17 protein-coding genes are annotated in these 15,310 nt (G+C 62.2%); 15 read left to right on the top strand and 2 right to left on the bottom strand.

Annotated features, from left to right (window positions below):
• The first annotated feature begins 46 nt into the window (after positions 1-46).
• The 3 genes from EN991_RS00735 to EN991_RS00725 all read left to right on the top strand — a co-directional run bounded on the left by EN991_RS00735 (position 47) and on the right by EN991_RS00725 (position 2,366).
• Positions 47-844, top strand: coding sequence for a transporter substrate-binding domain-containing protein (locus tag EN991_RS00735; RefSeq protein ID WP_127367982.1), 798 nt, complete (start codon positions 47-49; stop codon positions 842-844).
• Positions 845-921: 77 nt separating this feature from the next.
• Positions 922-1,629 (top strand): ABC transporter permease subunit, encoded by a 708-nt coding sequence (locus tag EN991_RS00730; RefSeq protein WP_164753458.1) that lies wholly within the window; start codon positions 922-924, stop codon positions 1,627-1,629.
• A gap of 5 nt (positions 1,630-1,634) precedes the next feature.
• Positions 1,635-2,366 (top strand): ABC transporter permease, encoded by a 732-nt coding sequence (locus EN991_RS00725; protein ID WP_063173765.1) that lies wholly within the window; start codon positions 1,635-1,637, stop codon positions 2,364-2,366.
• Between the two features lie 179 nt (positions 2,367-2,545).
• On the opposite strand, the gene EN991_RS00720 is transcribed toward EN991_RS00725, so the two are convergent.
• Both EN991_RS00720 and EN991_RS00715 read right to left on the bottom strand, forming a co-directional pair.
• Positions 2,546-3,763, bottom strand: coding sequence for an FAD-dependent oxidoreductase (locus EN991_RS00720; protein ID WP_013530410.1), 1,218 nt, complete (start codon positions 3,761-3,763; stop codon positions 2,546-2,548).
• 15 nt (positions 3,764-3,778) lie between these two features.
• Positions 3,779-4,537: an HpcH/HpaI aldolase/citrate lyase family protein gene (locus EN991_RS00715; RefSeq protein ID WP_127367980.1), complete on the bottom strand. Its 759-nt coding sequence runs from the start codon at positions 4,535-4,537 to the stop codon at positions 3,779-3,781.
• A 118-nt stretch (positions 4,538-4,655) separates the two neighbouring features.
• Between EN991_RS00715 and EN991_RS00710 the strand changes: the two genes are divergently transcribed.
• The 12 genes from EN991_RS00710 to EN991_RS00655 form a co-directional block, all read left to right on the top strand.
• The gene (locus EN991_RS00710) at positions 4,656-5,546 is read left to right on the top strand and encodes a 2-hydroxy-3-oxopropionate reductase (protein ID WP_064992566.1); all 891 of its coding nucleotides are present in this window, start codon (positions 4,656-4,658) and stop codon (positions 5,544-5,546) included.
• 5 nt (positions 5,547-5,551) lie between these two features.
• Entirely contained in the window at positions 5,552-6,364 is an 813-nt protein-coding gene (locus EN991_RS00705; protein ID WP_013530407.1) for a shikimate dehydrogenase, read from the top strand.
• The gene (locus tag EN991_RS00700) at positions 6,357-7,163 is read left to right on the top strand and encodes an SDR family oxidoreductase (RefSeq protein WP_063168722.1); all 807 of its coding nucleotides are present in this window, start codon (positions 6,357-6,359) and stop codon (positions 7,161-7,163) included. The genes EN991_RS00705 and EN991_RS00700 overlap by 8 nt, the downstream gene beginning before the upstream one ends.
• 68 nt (positions 7,164-7,231) lie before the next feature.
• Positions 7,232-7,579, top strand: coding sequence for a RidA family protein (locus tag EN991_RS00695; protein ID WP_013530405.1), 348 nt, complete (start codon positions 7,232-7,234; stop codon positions 7,577-7,579).
• Positions 7,580-7,629: 50 nt separating this feature from the next.
• Positions 7,630-8,418: a FadR/GntR family transcriptional regulator gene (locus EN991_RS00690; protein ID WP_164753459.1), complete on the top strand. Its 789-nt coding sequence runs from the start codon at positions 7,630-7,632 to the stop codon at positions 8,416-8,418.
• Positions 8,419-8,704: 286 nt separating this feature from the next.
• Entirely contained in the window at positions 8,705-9,415 is a 711-nt protein-coding gene (locus EN991_RS00685; protein ID WP_127367978.1) for an SDR family oxidoreductase, read from the top strand.
• Positions 9,416-9,427: 12 nt separating this feature from the next.
• Positions 9,428-10,177: an SDR family oxidoreductase gene (locus EN991_RS00680; RefSeq protein ID WP_127367977.1), complete on the top strand. Its 750-nt coding sequence runs from the start codon at positions 9,428-9,430 to the stop codon at positions 10,175-10,177.
• 70 nt (positions 10,178-10,247) lie between these two features.
• On the top strand, positions 10,248-11,198 hold the full coding sequence (locus tag EN991_RS00675; protein WP_013530401.1) for a LysR substrate-binding domain-containing protein: 951 nt from the start codon (positions 10,248-10,250) through the stop codon (positions 11,196-11,198).
• 86 nt (positions 11,199-11,284) lie between these two features.
• Complete coding sequence (locus EN991_RS00670) at positions 11,285-12,319, top strand: amino acid ABC transporter substrate-binding protein (protein WP_127367976.1); 1,035 nt, start codon at positions 11,285-11,287, stop codon at positions 12,317-12,319.
• A 79-nt stretch (positions 12,320-12,398) separates the two neighbouring features.
• The gene (locus EN991_RS00665) at positions 12,399-13,562 is read left to right on the top strand and encodes an ABC transporter permease subunit (RefSeq protein WP_127367975.1); all 1,164 of its coding nucleotides are present in this window, start codon (positions 12,399-12,401) and stop codon (positions 13,560-13,562) included.
• Positions 13,563-13,565: 3 nt separating this feature from the next.
• Positions 13,566-14,645, top strand: a complete 1,080-nt coding sequence (locus tag EN991_RS00660) for an amino acid ABC transporter permease (protein ID WP_064992567.1) — start codon at positions 13,566-13,568, stop codon at positions 14,643-14,645.
• Between the two features lie 12 nt (positions 14,646-14,657).
• On the top strand, positions 14,658-15,310 hold a 653-nt coding region (locus EN991_RS00655), incomplete at its 3' end, for an amino acid ABC transporter ATP-binding protein (protein ID WP_164768812.1).

Raw genomic sequence — 15,310 nt, 5'->3', positions numbered from 1 at the left:
TCGCACCGGACAACGGCAATGAAGACCAACAACAAGGGGAACTGATATGAAGCTGAAAGTCTTGACGCTGCTCGCATGTCTCGCGGGAAGCATGGGAAACGCATTGGCGGCCGAAGGCGAGTTGTCCATCGGAACGGAAGGCGCCTACCCGCCATGGAGCATGTCCGACGCCAGTGGCAACGTCACCGGTTTCGACGCCGATGTCGGCGCGTTGCTGTGCACCAAACTCGCGGTGACCTGCCATTTTGTCGTGCAGGCGTTCGACGGGTTGATCCCGGCGCTGAAGGCCAAGCGCTTCGACGTCATCATCTCGGGCATGTCGATCACCGCCGATCGCAAGAAGGAGATCAATTTCAGCGTCGGCTATGCCGAACTGGCCAACATGTTCGTCGCGGCCAAGGGTTCTGATCTGGCCGCGATCACCGACGTCGACACGCTGCTGAAGTCGCTCGACGGCAAGAAGGTCGGCGTGCAGGCTGGCACGACCCACGCGCATTTCCTCGAGAAGCGTGCACCGAATGCCGACCTGAAAACCTACGACACGCTTGACCAGATGCAGATCGACCTGGCGAGCGGCCGTATCGACACGGCTTTCGCCGATCAATCCGCCTTGCAGGATTTTCTGGACAAGCCTGACGGCAAGAACTTCCAACTGGTCGGTGTTGAGATCAAGAGCACATACGACCCGACGCTTGGCGAAGGCATCGGCGTCGGCATCGCGCAGGACAACACCGAACTCAAGGCCAAGATCGACAAGGCGCTTTGCGAGCTGATCGCGGACGGCTCGGTCGGCAAGGCAAGCCAGAAATGGTTCAAGACGGACATTTCCCGGCCCTGCAAATAACGCCTTGGAACCCTCGCATGCGCCCGGATCTCCGGGCGCATGCACTTCATTGGCACGACAAGACTAGGGCAACTCAGATGGAATTCGGTCTCTGGCAGGTTTGGGAAGCGGGTTGGGTGACCGCCATCCTGCGTGGCGCGTCGATAACGATCCTGGTGGGTCTCGTCAGCATGGCGGCCGGGCTGGTGATCGGCATTGTCTGCGGCTTGATCAAATGGGCCCGGATATTTCCGCTCTCGCTGCTCGTTGATGCCTATACCTCGCTGGTGCGCGGCGTGCCCGAGCTGCTCATCATCTACCTCCTGTTTTTCAGTTCGGTTGAATTCGTGACCAAGGTCGTGACCGCTTTCGGCTATGCCGGGGTCGCGGAGAGCGGCTATGCGTTCGTCATCGCGGTCATCGCCATCGGCGCGATCTCCGGCGCCTATTCGACCGAGGTCGTGCGCGGGGCCCTGGGCGCGATCCCCAATGGGCATATCGAGGCCGCGCGCGCGCTCGGGCTATCGGGCGGCCGGATCTTTCGCCGCATCATCGCGCCGCAGATGCTGCGCATCGCGGTTCCCGGAATCAACAACGTCTGGCAGACCACGATCAAGGACACGGCCCTGGTCTCGGTGGTCGGCCTTCAGGAGCTGATGCGCATTTCTTTCATTGGCGCCAATTCCACCCGCCACCCGTTCATCTTCTACCTGATCGCGGCTGTGGTTTATCTGGCCATTACGCTCGTCAGCCAGGCCGGGTTCGACGCCATCGAACGCCTACTCAGGGTGAGGACGAGAAAGTAGTTATGATGGATCTCATCCAGCTAGCGGTTCCCGTCCTGCTCAAGGGCCTGTGGGTCACAGCGGCACTAACGTTCGTCTCGGTGCTGATCGGCTTCAATCTGGGCCTCGGTTTGGCGCTGATGCGGCTGTCGTCGAACCGCTTCCTGTCAGGCTTTGCCAAATATTATTCCAATGTCTTTCGCGGGACGCCACTGCTGGTGCAGATTTTCCTGTTCTATTACGGGCTTGGCCAACTTTCCCTGATCAAGGACAACGCAGCTCTGTGGTGGTTGATCAGCGACGGCGCGCGCTGCGCCGTGCTGGCGCTTGCGCTGAACACGGCTGCCTACACGTCGGAGATCCTGCGCGGCGGATTGATGTCGGTTCCGGTTGGCCTCGTCGAAGCGGCGCAGGCATGCGGCATGTCGCGCATGCTGCGGTTCCGGCGCATCGAGTTTCCGCTCGCCATCCGCCAGGCGCTGCCGGCCTATGGCAATGAGCTCATCCTGGTCGTCAAGGGGACCAGCCTTGCCTCGACGATCACGGTGCTCGAAATCACCGGCTACGCCAAGCGGCTGATGAGCCAGACCTTCGCAATCTTCGAGATCTTCGCCATTGCCGGCGTGCTCTACCTTGTGATCAATCTGCTGTTGATCGCGATCATCCGCGCCATAGAGCGTTTTCTCATGCGTCACGAGGCCTCCTCTGGCCGAGATCTGGCAGCGCCGCAACCAAATCGATCGACCGTGGGTTCGTGACGCCCCTGCTAAGATAGAGCGATCCCAAACCAATTGTCACTGACGGTCGAGTGGCTACTCGTCAGTCGTTGGAAACAAGGCCGGCGAGAAGCGAGTAGTTTTCACGACGTCTCTGACTAAGATCCAATTTCATTGGACGCTGAATGCCCGAGATAAAATGGGTGACCGATCGTCTCGCTTTAGATCACTGCTTCCTCGAGAAACGGCTCGTTGCGATCTATGCGCTCGTAACAGAACGGCGAAAGATCGAGCGTCTGGAAAGCCCCGTGAACGATAAGTTCTGAAACGGCCCGGCCCACGGCTGGCGACTGTTGCAGCCCGTGCCCCGAGAAGCCGTTGGCAAACATGAAATTGGTCACCTGCGGGTGGAAGCCGACGATGCCGTTGTGGTCGAGCATGTTGTACTCGTAGTGGCCGGTCCAACTGGTCTGGACCTTGAGTGCGTCGAAAGACGGAATGCGGTGCCAGAGTGCCGGCCAGATGTAGTCGTCGAACTCTTCATGGTGCATTTCAAAGTCGTCGTAGCCGGCCGGTCCGTCGCCTTGCGGCGTGTTGCCGGTGAGAAAAAGCTCGCCTTCGGGACGCACGAATGTTCCGGAAAGGTCGATGACATTGGGCATCCGGCCGGGGATCGGGTTGGCGCTGGCGAAGACGAAGCTGTAGCGCTTGTAGGGCGCGACCGGGATCGACAGGCCGGCCATGGCGGCCACCTGCTGAGCGCGCGGGCCCGCGGCGTTGACCAATGTTCCGCAGGCAACCGTCTGTCCGGTCGCGAGGCGCACCGAGATGACCCGCCCATCGGCGATATCCAGCCCTGTCACGGCATTGTCGATATACTCGACGCCGCTGGCGCGGGCTGCGCGGCGGAAACCGTTCATCAGCCCCACGGAATCGAACCAGCCCTCTTCCCTGGCCCCCCAGGAACCGCCACCGAGATCCTCCACATTGAGCCAGGGGAAGCGATCCTTCAGCGGGCCCGGCTCAAGAAACACCGTGTGGGCCCCAAAACTGCGTTGCAGATCGACGCGCTCGCGGGCCGCTTTGACGCCGTCGGGTGAACAGCAGTAAAGATACCCATGCTCCTTGAAGCCGAGGTCGGGCGCCGGTTCGTCCTTGTAGAAAGGTGCCATACGCTCCTGAAATCCGCGGATGATCTCGATGCCGAACTGGCTGATCTTCACATTGATCGGATTGGAATATTGCTGCCGGATCGCACTGGTGGAGAGCGCCGTCGACGAGAATTCGTAGCTCGAGTCGCGTTCGACCACGAGGATCGAGGCGCCGCTGCCCAGCGCCTGGCTCAGCCAGTAGGCCGTGGACGAACCGATGACGGCGCCGCCGACGATGACGATGTCGTAGGCGGTGCGTGACGGCGCTTTGTACCGGGGGATCGGCATGGCTGTATCTCCGGTCTACTGAGTGAACGAAGCGACCAAGGCATCCGAGCCCCGCGCCAGCAGGCCGAGGTCGGAACCAACGGCAACCATGGTGAAGCCGTCGGCGATGTAGCGGTCGGCATCGGTCTTTGCGGGAGCCAGGATCCCGCTGGCCTTGCCTGCCGCCGTTGCCGCCTTGCGCACCGAGGCGATCGCTTCTTGAACGTGTGCGGCCCCGGGATTGCCCATCGCACCCATATTGGTGGAAAGGTCGCCGGGCCCGACGAAGAGAACGTCGACGCCGTCCACTGCCGCAATTTCCGCGGCATTGGCGACGCCCAATTCATCCTCGATCTGTACCGCGAGAAGCTGCTGCTCACGCGCCTTGGCGTGGTAACCGGCGATGCGACCGAAGCCGTTGGCACGGTGACCGACCGAGAAGCCGCGAAATCCACCAGGCGCATATGTCATAGCCGCGACAATGGCGCGGGCCTGATCGGCCGTCCGCACATTGGGGATCGTCAGGCTGCGCGCACCGATATCCAGGGCCTGCTTGATCAGATTGGGATCGTCGGAAGGCAGCCTGACGACGGCCTCGCTGTCGAAGCCGCCCATGACCTGCAACTGGGCCATGATGCTGCGCAGATGGTTGGGGCTATGCTCGCCATCGATCAGCAGCCAGCCGGAGCCCGCGACAATTTCCGTCGTCAGGGCCGAAGCCAGCGAGCACCAGATGCCGATATGGGCCCGGCCGGCCGATACGGCAGCCTTCAGCGTGTTGAGGCGCTCTTGCATTTTGCGGTCGGTCTCCGATGAGCGAAAGGACGTTGAAATTTGTATGATGTCCTATATCATACGGCAATAATTTGCTGCAAGATGTAATACGCACCAACCTTCGTACAGGGGTTCAAGAATGAAGATCGGGTTCATCGGGCTCGGTGTGATGGGAGCACCGATGGCGCACCATCTCGTCGACGCGGGACATGAGATCTTCACGGTCCTGAACCGCTCCCCTCTGCCGAAGGACCTTAGGGCATCGGTCGTCGCCTCTCCTGGCGATGTGGCGCGGATGTCCGAGATCATCGTGACCATGCTGCCCGACACGCCAGATGTGGAGCGTGTCCTGCTTGGAGGAAACGGCGTCCTGGAGGGGCTGTCGGCCGATAAGCTGGTCATCGACATGAGCTCGATCAGCCCTATCGCCACTGCGGAATTCGCAGCGAAACTGCGGCAAGCGGGAGCCGGCTACCTCGACGCCCCGGTCTCGGGCGGTGAGGTCGGCGCCAAGGCGGCGAGCCTCACCATCATGGTCGGCGGGCCGACCGCAGAGTTCGAGCGCGCGCTGCCGATCTTTCGGACGCTGGGCAAGAACATCACCTTGATCGGCGAGCACAATGGCGCCGGCCAGACCTGCAAGATCGCAAATCAGATCATCGTCGCGCTCAACATAGAGGCCGTGGCGGAAGCGCTCGTCTTTGCCAGCAAGGCCGGTTGCGACCCGGCAAAGGTGCGCGCCGCGCTGATGGGCGGCTTTGCCTCGTCCCGCGTGCTGGAGGTGCATGGCGAGCGCATGATCGCCCGGACCTTCGCCCCGGGCTTTCGCATGCGGCTTCACCAGAAGGATCTCAACCTCGCGCTCGAAAGCGCCCGCGCGCTTGGCGTCTCGCTGCCGAACACCGCGATGGCGCAACAACTGATGAGCGCCTGCTCAGCCCGACCAGGCGGCGCGGAGGCCGACCACTCGTCCCTCGTCCAGGCGCTGGAGATCCTCAGCGGCCACGAACTGTCAAAAGAAAAGGAGTAAAACCGATGCGCGGAACCGGCAAGGCCGAGATCTTCGTGATGCTGGCCCATCCCGTGGCCCATGCCAAGAGCCCCGGCATATTCAACGAGATCTTCGAGCAGAAGGGCCTCGACAGCCTCATGGTGCCCTTGAGCTGCCGCCCGGAGGATTTCGAGGCCTTCTGGGCCGGCATTACGGCAGCCGAGAATATCAGGGGCGTGATCATCTCGGTGCCGTACAAGGTTGCGGTCTATCACAAATGCACCGCCGCTCACGACCGCGCCGCGAGGGTGCAGAGCGCCAATTCCGTGCGCCGGCTGCCCGATGGCAGCTGGTACGCCGACAATTTCGACGGCGTCGGCTTTATCGATGGCCTCAAGGCAGGCGGACATGAGATTGCCGGCCGCCGCATCCTTCAGGTCGGCGCCGGCGGCGCCGGCGCGTCCCTGGCCTATTGTCTTGCCGAAGCCGGTGCCGAGGAAATCCGCTTGGCCGACATCGATACCGGTCGCGCCGAAAAACTGGCGGCGCTGGTCGCGCAGGTCTTCCCGAAATGCCGCATCCAGGTTGGAGAGGCCGAGCCTTCCGGCATGCATATGGCGATCAACGCCACGCCGGTCGGCATGCACGCCGGCGACCCGCTGCCGCTGGATGTGAGCCGGCTGACCCCGGACATGACGGTCGTCGACATCATCATGGAGCCCGCCGAGACCCCCCTGCTAAAGGCGGCGAAAGAGATTGGCTGCCGCATTCAGCCGGGGCGCCCGATGATGGATTTCCAGGTCCGGGCCATGTCCGAATTCTTCGACATCGAAGGCAAAGGTCGCGGCAATGGCTGAGACATTGACGGCCGTCGTCATCGGCGGCACTTCCGGCATCGGACGCGCGATAGCGCTGCGCTTCGCCGAGGACGGCTACCATCTGGTGGTCGCCGGCAGGGATGCGGCACGGGGCGATGAGGCGGTTGGCGCCTGCGCGGCGGTCGGCGCACCGCGCGCGCTGTTTGTCCAGACCGATGTCGCCGAATCCGGCTCGGTGGAAGCGCTGGCGCAGGCCGTCAGCGACGCGTTCGGTACCCCGCACGTCGTCGTCAACTGCGCCGGCATCCTGCAGAGTGGCAAGCACGTCCTCGACCAGGATCTGGACGAAGACGAGAGGATGTGGCGAGTGAACTATCGCGGCACCTTGCTGGGTTGCCAGGTGTTCGGTCGGCTGATGTCGGCTGCCGGGCGAGGCGCGATCCTGAACGTCGGCTCGCTTGCCTCCTTCGCGCCGCTGTCCCTGCCCGCCTACACGCCCGGAAAGCATGCCGTCCTGGCCTTGACCCAGATCCTGGCCGCCGAGCTCGGTCCGCACGGCGTACGCGTCAATGCGGTGGCACCCGGCTACACGCTTTCGGACGGGCTGAAAGCCAGGATCGCCAAGGGTGAGCGCAACCCCGAAGCCATCCAGGCGACCACCGCGCTGCGCCGCTTCGTCGAGCCGCGCGACGTTGCCGAGGCCGCACTGTTCCTCTGCTCCGACCGGGCCGCATCGATAACCGGCGTCACCCTGCCCGTCGACGCCGGCTGGCTCGTTCAGGCGCCCTACGCACAATATCTGCAGGGAAACCCCATCCGCCAGACGCCGGCAATCTGACCCCATCCGGCGGAGGCCGGAAATCTGACCCATCCGGCGGAGGCCGGAAATCTGACAAGGACAATCCAATGAGTGACATCAAGCGCTTCGACTTCGACACCCGCATCCACCACGGGGTCATCCACAATGGCACCCTCTACCTCACCGGCCAGGTCGCAAAGCCGGGTCAGTCCGCAGCCGACCAGATGCGCGAGGCGCTTGGCAAGGTCGACGTCCTGCTTGCCAAGGCCGGTACGGACAAGACACGCATCCTTCACGTGCAGATGTGGCTGGACGACATCAGGGATTTCGACGAGGTCAACACGGTCTGGGACGGATGGATGCCGAAGGAGCATGCACCCGCGCGCTCTTCCGGCGAAGGACGGATGGCCAAGCCTGGAATGCTGGTCGAGCTGATCGTCACCGCGGCGGTTTGAATGGCCTTGCCGGTTCGGGCATCATCGCGAATCTGGCTAAGGGGAGACTGATGACGAAGCGCAAACCGCTTTCCACTGTCGTGGCGGAGAGTCTGTCCGAAAAGATCCGTTCCGGATCTCTGCTTCCCGGCGCGCAATTGCCGACCGAGGCGGAGCTTTGTGCCGAGTACGACGTCAGCCGGACGGTGGTGCGGGAAGCGGTGGCGCGATTGCGCTCCGAAGGGATGGTGGTGCCGCAGCAGGGCCGCGGCATGTTCGTCAGCGAAACGCCGGCGCCGCGCAATTTCTCGATACCGGACGAGGCGCTGAGGACCTTGCCGGAAACCATTGCCCTGCTCGAACTGAGATTGAGTGTCGAGGTGGAGTCCGCCGGGCTATGCGCGGAACGGCGCACCGATGCGGAGGCGAGTGGAATCCGAGCCCTGATGGAACAGGTCGACGCCCAGCAAGCGGATCCCGCTGTCGTCCAGATCCACTACGACTATGATTTCCATCTGGCGATCGCCAAAGCCGCGCGCAACGAATTCATCCACGGCTTCCTGAGCTATCTCAGGCCGATGATCGTTCCACGCTTTCAACTGGGCTACGTGGTCACGCCGGCGCTCAAGGACAGCTATTACGCACGCATTCACAACGAGCACAAAACCATCGTGGATGCCATCGAAAGGCAGGACGGTCGTGCCGCTCGCCAGGCCATGCGCAAGCATCTGCACAACAGCCTCGGGCGTGTGCGCGCTTTGGCACGGGCTTCGGGCGTCGCGGCGACAGAGGCAGAGCAGCAGGCGGCTGCGGCCTCGCTCTTTACCGATATGAAAAGACCTGTTTCGACCGGCGGATAGGCCCCGGCTTCGATCACCCAGGCATTCGCACTCACTCAAATTAGCCACGTATTGCGTAAGCCATGTTTTTGCTCCGCCAGCTGACCTGAACCGTTTCCCACAGGCTGAGAACATCGTTTTCCCGTCGTTTCCTTCGGTTTTCAGCCTCGGCGCCGAGGTCACCACCTGTCCAGGTTTCGGGCGGGAGAAGAGAATTCGAAAGTTTATCTTTCCTTTTTGCTGGTTTTCTTGGTTTTGCGGCATCGGCCCAGGCCGCAGACTGAATCAGGCAATCAGGGAAGCCAACGTGACGACAGCCTTCATCACAGGTGCAACAAGCGGCATAGGGCGGGCCATGGCGATCGCACTGAGCGACGCCGGCTACGATGTCTATGCGGTCGGGCGCAGCCAGGCCGCGCTCAAGGCGTTGCAGGCCGAGCGATCCGGCATCGTGCCCATCGCCGTCGACGTGACCGATCGCGAGGCGCTGGAAGCTGTTCTGGCGGATCTGACCATCGACGTGCTGATCAACAATGCCGGGATCATGCCACCGTTGGGCAATTTCGCCGACATGAAAATCTCCGACATCGACACCACGCTGGAGGTCAACCTCAGCGCGGCAATCCTGCTTACCCGCCTCGTCGTTCGGCAGATGCGCGAGCGGCAGGCTGGCCACATCCTGTTCACCGGCTCCACCGCGGGCCACGCGGCATATTCCAACATTGCCGTCTATTCGGCCACCAAGGCGGCGATATCAGGCTTTGCCGCCGCGTTGCGCGCCGACCTCTCCCCATCAGGCGTCCGTGTCACCGAGATCGTCGCCGGCCGTGTCGAGACGCAGCTCTACCAGGACATCCTCGACGCAAAGGCGCGCGCGGCCATGTACGCCAGCAAAGTGGTGCAGCCGGATGACGTGGCCAGAATGGTGGTCGCGGTACTCGGCCTGCCCGCATGGGCCGACGTTACCCGTTTCGACATCATGCCGACATGGCCAACCTCGCCAAGCGGCACCAAGTAAGGAAAAACTGGAATGAAGGATCTTTCCGTTCTGATCGTAGGCGGCGGCGCTGGCCTCGGCGCGCTTTTGGCCAGGATGGCTGTAGAGGCCGGGGCTGCAAAGATCGGCATCATCGACATCAACCAGGACGCCGCCGAAGCCGCTCTCGCCCCGGCAAAGGCCAACGGCCTGCCGACAGCGACCGCCCTGTGCGACATCCAGGTCGGCCCTCAGTGCCAAGCCGCCTTCGACGCCATCGTTTCGAAGCTCGGGCGTATCGACACGCTGATCAATTGCGCCGCGATCTACCCTCGCCGCCCGCTCCTCGAGATCAGCGACGCCGATTGGGATGCCTCCAACGGCATCAACATCAAGGGCACTTATCACATGATGGTGGCAGCCGTTCGCCACATGCAATCGCAGGAGCCGAAGAGCCATGTGCGTGGCCGGATCGTCAACCTGACCTCTGTCGATGCCTTCAAGGCGCATCCGCAGAACGCCCACTATGCGGCAACCAAGGCCGCCGTGGTCAGCCTGACGCGCTCCTTTGCCCATGACGTCGCAAAACACGGGATCCTGGTCAATTCGGTGGCCCCCGCAGGCATGGCCACGGAGCGGGCCAAGGCCCTCGGCTTCCTCGAGGAACTGGCCAAGGCGAGCCCGCTGGGTCGTGGCGCCGAGCCTGCGGAGATTGCCGAGTGGGTTCTCATGACCGGCGGCCCCAAGAATACCTACATGACGGGAGAAAATGTAATTGTTTCAGGTGGTTATATATACGCCTGAGCTATTTTCGCGGCGCCGGCGGCGCTGAATTGTCCAACAGGAACGCAAGCGAAAGGAGGTGGAATAGACGATGACCGGCAAGCTTCGCCTTCCCTCGCTGAATGCGCTTCGCGTCTTCCACGCCGTCGCGCAGCACAAGAGCTTTCGGCAGGCGGCGGATGAATTGCTGGTCACGCCGCAGGCCGTCGGACAGCAGATCAAGCTACTGGAGGACACGCTTCAGGTGACACTGTTCGAACGCAAGGGGCGGTCGGTCGAATTGACCGAGTCTGCCATCCTTCTCTCGCACTATGTCAAAGCTGGGTTCGATGAATTTTCCGAAGGTGTTCGCCGCGTCACCAAGTCGAATTACCGGGACCGCATCAACCTGAATGCGAGCCCCTATTTCGCGACCCACTATTTGCTGCCTCGCCTATCTCTGTTCCGGGAGATATTGCCCGGTGCGGATCTGCGCCTGACGACGATGGTCGATCTGCCCGATTTCGGACGCGACGACATCGATATGACCGTCCAGTGGGGCTACGGCAATTGGCCGGACTACGAGACCATACTGCTGGTGCCTGATCCGAAGGTCATCTGCTGCACTCCGGCCATCGGCGAGAGCATCAAGTCGGCGCAGGACCTGACGTTGTTCACGTTGCTGGACACCGTCAAGTCGAAGCGCCTTTGGCCAGACATTTTACGCCACCTTGCCATCGAGCAGACGGACGGCAACCGAAGCATCAGCTTCGACGATGCCGCGACCATGCGCCGTGCAACCCTGCAAGGCATCGGCGTCGGTCTCGTCTCCGTCATCGACGCCGAGGAAGATTTGAGGTCGGGCGCGCTGGTCGCGCCGGTCGGGCGCGACGCCCTTGCCGATATGCGGCCGGAAGAAGTTCCTGGGTTCTACCTGATCGTCCCGCGCGGGCACCTGCGCGTGAAGGCGGTCGCCGCCCTTCATCGATGGCTCGCCCAGCAGGACTGGGGCAGCGATCTGAAGATTTCCTCCGTGCCGAAACCGACCCCGCTTTCCGATTAGGAGCGGCTTTGAGACAGAGCTCCGAAAAAGAACTTTTGGGCCTCCAACAACAAGAAACCAAACAACCTCAACAGTGGAGACGGAACATGAAGACGATGAAATGGGGGGCCGCAGCCATGGCCCTTGGACTTGTGCATTTTGCAGCGCCGGCAGAAGCCGCCGGCGGCAAGACGCTGGAAGCCGTCAAGGCGCGCGGCGTGCTCAACTGCACCGGCCATGACGGGTCTTACCTCGGCTTCGCCGAAGTTGACGACAAGGGCAACTGGAAGGGCATGGACATCGATCTCTGCCGGGCGGTGGCCACGGCCGTGCTCGGCGACCCGGCAAAACTGAAGGTCGTTCCGATCAGCTGGGCGCAGCGCTGGCCGTCCCTGCAATCGGGCGATGTCGACATCATCATCAAGGCGTCGGGCGGCACGCTCAGCCGCGACACCGAGCTCGGGCTGCAATTTTCCATGTCCTATTACCTCGGAACGACCAAGGTGATGGCGCACAAGGAGCTAAACCTCAAGTCGCTCAAGGATGCGGCCGGCGGCACGATCTGCATTCCCGCCGGCACGTCGCAGGAACAGCAGGTCGCGGCCTATACGGGCAAGCTTGGCATCAAGCTCGAACCCGTACTCATCGAAAAGACCGAGGAGCTCGAGCAGGCCTATTTCTCCGGACGCTGCGATCTCTATGCGCAGTGGGGCCCGACGCTCGCCATTGCGCGCATCGCCAAGAGCAAGGTCGACGACCATGTCATCCTGCCCGACGTGCTCGCCGTCGAGCCTGAAGTCATGATCATGCGCCAAGGCGACGACAATTGGGTTGACATCGCCAACTGGACGCTGAGCACGCTGATCTTCGCCGAGCAGGAAGGCATCACCTCCAAGAACGTCGACGAGGTCAAGGCCACGCCGACCTCGCCGCAAGTCGCCAAGTTCCTCGGCGTCACGCCAGGCATGGGCAAGGGTCTCGGTCTCGATGATGACTGGGCCTACAAGGTGATCAAGAACGTCGGCAATTACGGCGAAATCTTCGAGCGCGACCTCGGCAAGGACTCGCCCTACAAGATGGACCGCGAGTTGACCAACCTTTGGAACAATGGCGGTGTCCTGTTCCCGCTGGTGATCGACTGATCCGTCCTTAACTCACCCGCTCCAGGCCCCGCCCGGCACAGCCGGGCGGGGTCGGCGACAATTCGGCAAGGATCTTTGGATGGTCAGCCTGCTGAGAAATCAAAAGGTCCGCAACGCGCTGTTGCAGGTCCTCTATGTCGGCTCGATCGCCGCGATGGTGCTTGCCGGCATCGTGATCGCCCGCCGCAACCTGGCTGATCAGGGGATCACCTCCGGATTCGACTTTCTGTTCAAGTCGACGGGTTGGGATGTGAATTTCTCGCTGCTGCCCGCCACGGCCAATGATCCCTATTGGTGGTACTTCCTCATCGGCATCATCAACACGCTGTTCCTGGGGAGCGTCGGCCTGATACTGGCGACGATCGTGGGAACGATCGTCGGTCTGGCGCGGACGTCTTCGAACGATTTGGCCCGGCTGCTCGGCCGTACCTATGTGGACATCTTTCGCAACATTCCGCTGATCCTCCAGGTTTTCTTCTGGTATGCGATCATCACGCACCTGCCGACGCCGCGCAGCGCGCACGAAGCCTGGGGCTTCCTGCTCACCAGCCGAGGACTCTACATCCCATTCCCGAACGTCGGCAGTGTCGCGTTTGCCGCAGCCACAATGGCTGTGATCGCGGCCATCGTGCTGCCGGCCTGGCTGGGCAGGACGTCGCTCCTTGCCCAGCCGATCGGCCAGCGGCGCACCATCCAGTTTGCCGCCGCCGCAGCGGCACTGGCCTGCGCGACCATCATTCTGGCTCTCGGACGTCTGCCGGATACGCCGCTGCTGGACTTCCCTGCCCTGCAAGGCCTCAATCTGAGAGGCGGCCTGCGTATCCCTCCGGAGTTCGCCACCCTCGCCATCGCCATCGCCATCTATGGCGGCTCCTACATTGCGGAGATCGTGCGCGGAGGCTTCAAATCTGTCGGCACCGGCCAGGTCGAGGCAGCCCTTTCCTTGGGCCTTAGTCCCTGGCGGGTCTTCACGCTGGTGCGGCTGCCGCTGGCGCTGCGTGCCATGCTGCCGATCCTTGCCAATCAGTATGTCTGGCTGATGAAGGCGACGACGATGGGCATCGCCGTGGGCTTCACCGACTTCTTCATGATTGTGGCGCTGACGATCAACCATTCCGGGCAAACACTCGAAGCGATCGGCATCCTGATGGCAGGCTTCCTCGCCATCAACCTCAGCCTTGCCGCCGTCTTCAACCGCATCAACAAGGCAATTGCCCTCAAGGGCAATCAACTGAGGGGCTGAGAGATGGAGATGGTCATTGTCGCTCCACCCGCTCCCGGCAGGCTTGAGGATCTGAGGCGACGCTTCTTCGCGACGCCGCTTCAGGCGGTGGTGTCGCTGGCCTGTCTGACGATCATGGTCTTCCTGGTCTGGAAGCTGCTGAATTGGGCGGTTTTCTCGGCTGTCTTCACCACCAGCGGCGGGCCGGAAGCCTGCCAGGCGGCAGCGGGAGCCTGCTGGTCGGTCATCGCAGCGAGATGGCGGATCATCTTCTTCGGCCTCTATCCCTACGAGGAACAATGGCGCTCGGCGCTGGCCTGCGTCGCCGTTGTGGTGATGACGGTGCTGAGCTGTATCCCGGCGTTCTGGACGGGCCGCCGGATCGCGCTGGTATGGGGAGCCGGAACAGGCCTTTTCTACGTATTGATGAAAGGCGGCGTGCTTGGCCTTGCCCATGTCGGCGAGGAAGCCTGGGGCGGGCTGGCGCTGACCCTGTTCATCTTCGTTACCACCTGCCTGATCGGTTTCCCCTTGGCGATCTGCCTGGCCTTGCTGCGCCGGTCGGAGCTGCCCTGGATTTCGCGGACCACCGGCCTCATCATCGACGGGGTCCGGTCGCTTCCGCTGATATCGATCCTCTTCACCTTTGCAGTGGTTCTGCCGTTCGCGCTGCCGCAATGGCTGCAGGGCGATAAGCTTTACCGCGTGATCCTCGGCTCCGCTCTGTTCTTCTCCGCCTATCAGGCTGAGATCGTGAGAGGCGGCATGCAGGGCGTTGCGACAGGACAGGAGGAGGCTGCCATGGCGCTCGGCATGCGCTACTGGCAACGCATCAGCCGCATCCTCCTGCCTCAGGCCATGCGCAACGCGATGCCGGCCACGATCAACCAGTTCGTCATCTCGTTCAAGGAGACCTCGCTGGTGGTCATCGTCGGTTTCTTCGAGATCCTGGCTTCCGGCAATGCCGCCTATGGCACCGGCGAATGGCGCTTCGCCTATGTCGAAGTCTATGCCTTCATCGCCTTCATCTACTTCATCTTCGTCTTCAGCCTGTCCCGCTATGGCGCCTTTCTCGAGCGCCGCATGTCGGTCAGCGAACGGTAAGGAGGCGTGCAGGTGATCTCAACCAATTCGACCGGTGAGCCGGCGCTCCGCATCGAAAACCTCGACAAATACTACGGCACGTTCCAAGCACTGCGCGGGATAAACCTTTCCGTACAACGGGGCGAAAAAATCGTCGTCTGCGGACCCTCCGGCTCCGGCAAATCGACGATGATCCGCTGCATCAACCGCCTCGAACAGCACAATGGCGGCCGCATCGCGGTGCTCGGGACCGAGCTCAACGACGATGTCGGCAATATCGACGAGATCAGGCGTGAAGTCGGCATGGTGTTCCAGCACTTCAACCTGTTCCCGCACATGACGGTGCTGGAGAACTGCATGATCTCCCCGATGATCGTGCGCAAGCAGCCGCGGGCGCAAGCCGAGGCAACCGCCCGCCACTACCTGGAGAAGGTGCGCATTCCCGAGCAGGCTATGAAATATCCCAGCCAATTGTCCGGCGGTCAGCAGCAGCGCGTCGCCATTGCACGCGCTCTTTGCATGCAGCCGCAGATCATGCTGTTCGACGAACCGACCTCGGCGCTCGATCCGGAAATGGTTTCCGAAGTGCTTGACGTCATGGTCACGCTTGCCTCGGAAGGCATGACGATGATCTGCGTGACGCATGAGATGGGCTTTGCGCGTCGCGTGGCGGACCGGGTGCTTTT

The sequence above is a fragment of the Mesorhizobium sp. M7A.F.Ca.US.005.03.2.1 genome (genome assembly GCF_003997795.1).
GTDB lineage: Bacteria > Pseudomonadota > Alphaproteobacteria > Rhizobiales > Rhizobiaceae > Mesorhizobium > Mesorhizobium ciceri.
Note: the sequence above shows the minus strand (reverse complement) of the source record. Positions and strands in the feature narration are given on the sequence as shown.

Excerpts from the sequence above, each read along its gene's own strand:
- EN991_RS00675 (WP_013530401.1), top strand. The coding sequence starts at position 10,248 with ATGACCGGCAAGCTTCGCCTTCCCTCGCTGAATGCGCTTCGCGTCTTC.
- EN991_RS00705 (WP_013530407.1), top strand. The coding sequence starts at position 5,552 with ATGCGCGGAACCGGCAAGGCCGAGATCTTCGTGATGCTGGCCCATCCC.
- EN991_RS00735 (WP_127367982.1), top strand. The coding sequence starts at position 47 with ATGAAGCTGAAAGTCTTGACGCTGCTCGCATGTCTCGCGGGAAGCATG.
- EN991_RS00720 (WP_013530410.1), bottom strand. The coding sequence starts at position 3,763 with ATGCCGATCCCCCGGTACAAAGCGCCGTCACGCACCGCCTACGACATC.
- EN991_RS00715 (WP_127367980.1), bottom strand. The coding sequence starts at position 4,537 with ATGCAAGAGCGCCTCAACACGCTGAAGGCTGCCGTATCGGCCGGCCGG.
- EN991_RS00725 (WP_063173765.1), top strand. The coding sequence starts at position 1,635 with ATGGATCTCATCCAGCTAGCGGTTCCCGTCCTGCTCAAGGGCCTGTGG.
- EN991_RS00690 (WP_164753459.1), top strand. The coding sequence starts at position 7,630 with ATGACGAAGCGCAAACCGCTTTCCACTGTCGTGGCGGAGAGTCTGTCC.
- EN991_RS00680 (WP_127367977.1), top strand. The coding sequence starts at position 9,428 with ATGAAGGATCTTTCCGTTCTGATCGTAGGCGGCGGCGCTGGCCTCGGC.
- EN991_RS00695 (WP_013530405.1), top strand. The coding sequence starts at position 7,232 with ATGAGTGACATCAAGCGCTTCGACTTCGACACCCGCATCCACCACGGG.
- EN991_RS00670 (WP_127367976.1), top strand. The coding sequence starts at position 11,285 with ATGAAGACGATGAAATGGGGGGCCGCAGCCATGGCCCTTGGACTTGTG.
- EN991_RS00710 (WP_064992566.1), top strand. The coding sequence starts at position 4,656 with ATGAAGATCGGGTTCATCGGGCTCGGTGTGATGGGAGCACCGATGGCG.
- EN991_RS00700 (WP_063168722.1), top strand. The coding sequence starts at position 6,357 with ATGGCTGAGACATTGACGGCCGTCGTCATCGGCGGCACTTCCGGCATC.
- EN991_RS00730 (WP_164753458.1), top strand. The coding sequence starts at position 922 with ATGGAATTCGGTCTCTGGCAGGTTTGGGAAGCGGGTTGGGTGACCGCC.
- EN991_RS00665 (WP_127367975.1), top strand. The coding sequence starts at position 12,399 with ATGGTCAGCCTGCTGAGAAATCAAAAGGTCCGCAACGCGCTGTTGCAG.
- EN991_RS00660 (WP_064992567.1), top strand. The coding sequence starts at position 13,566 with ATGGAGATGGTCATTGTCGCTCCACCCGCTCCCGGCAGGCTTGAGGAT.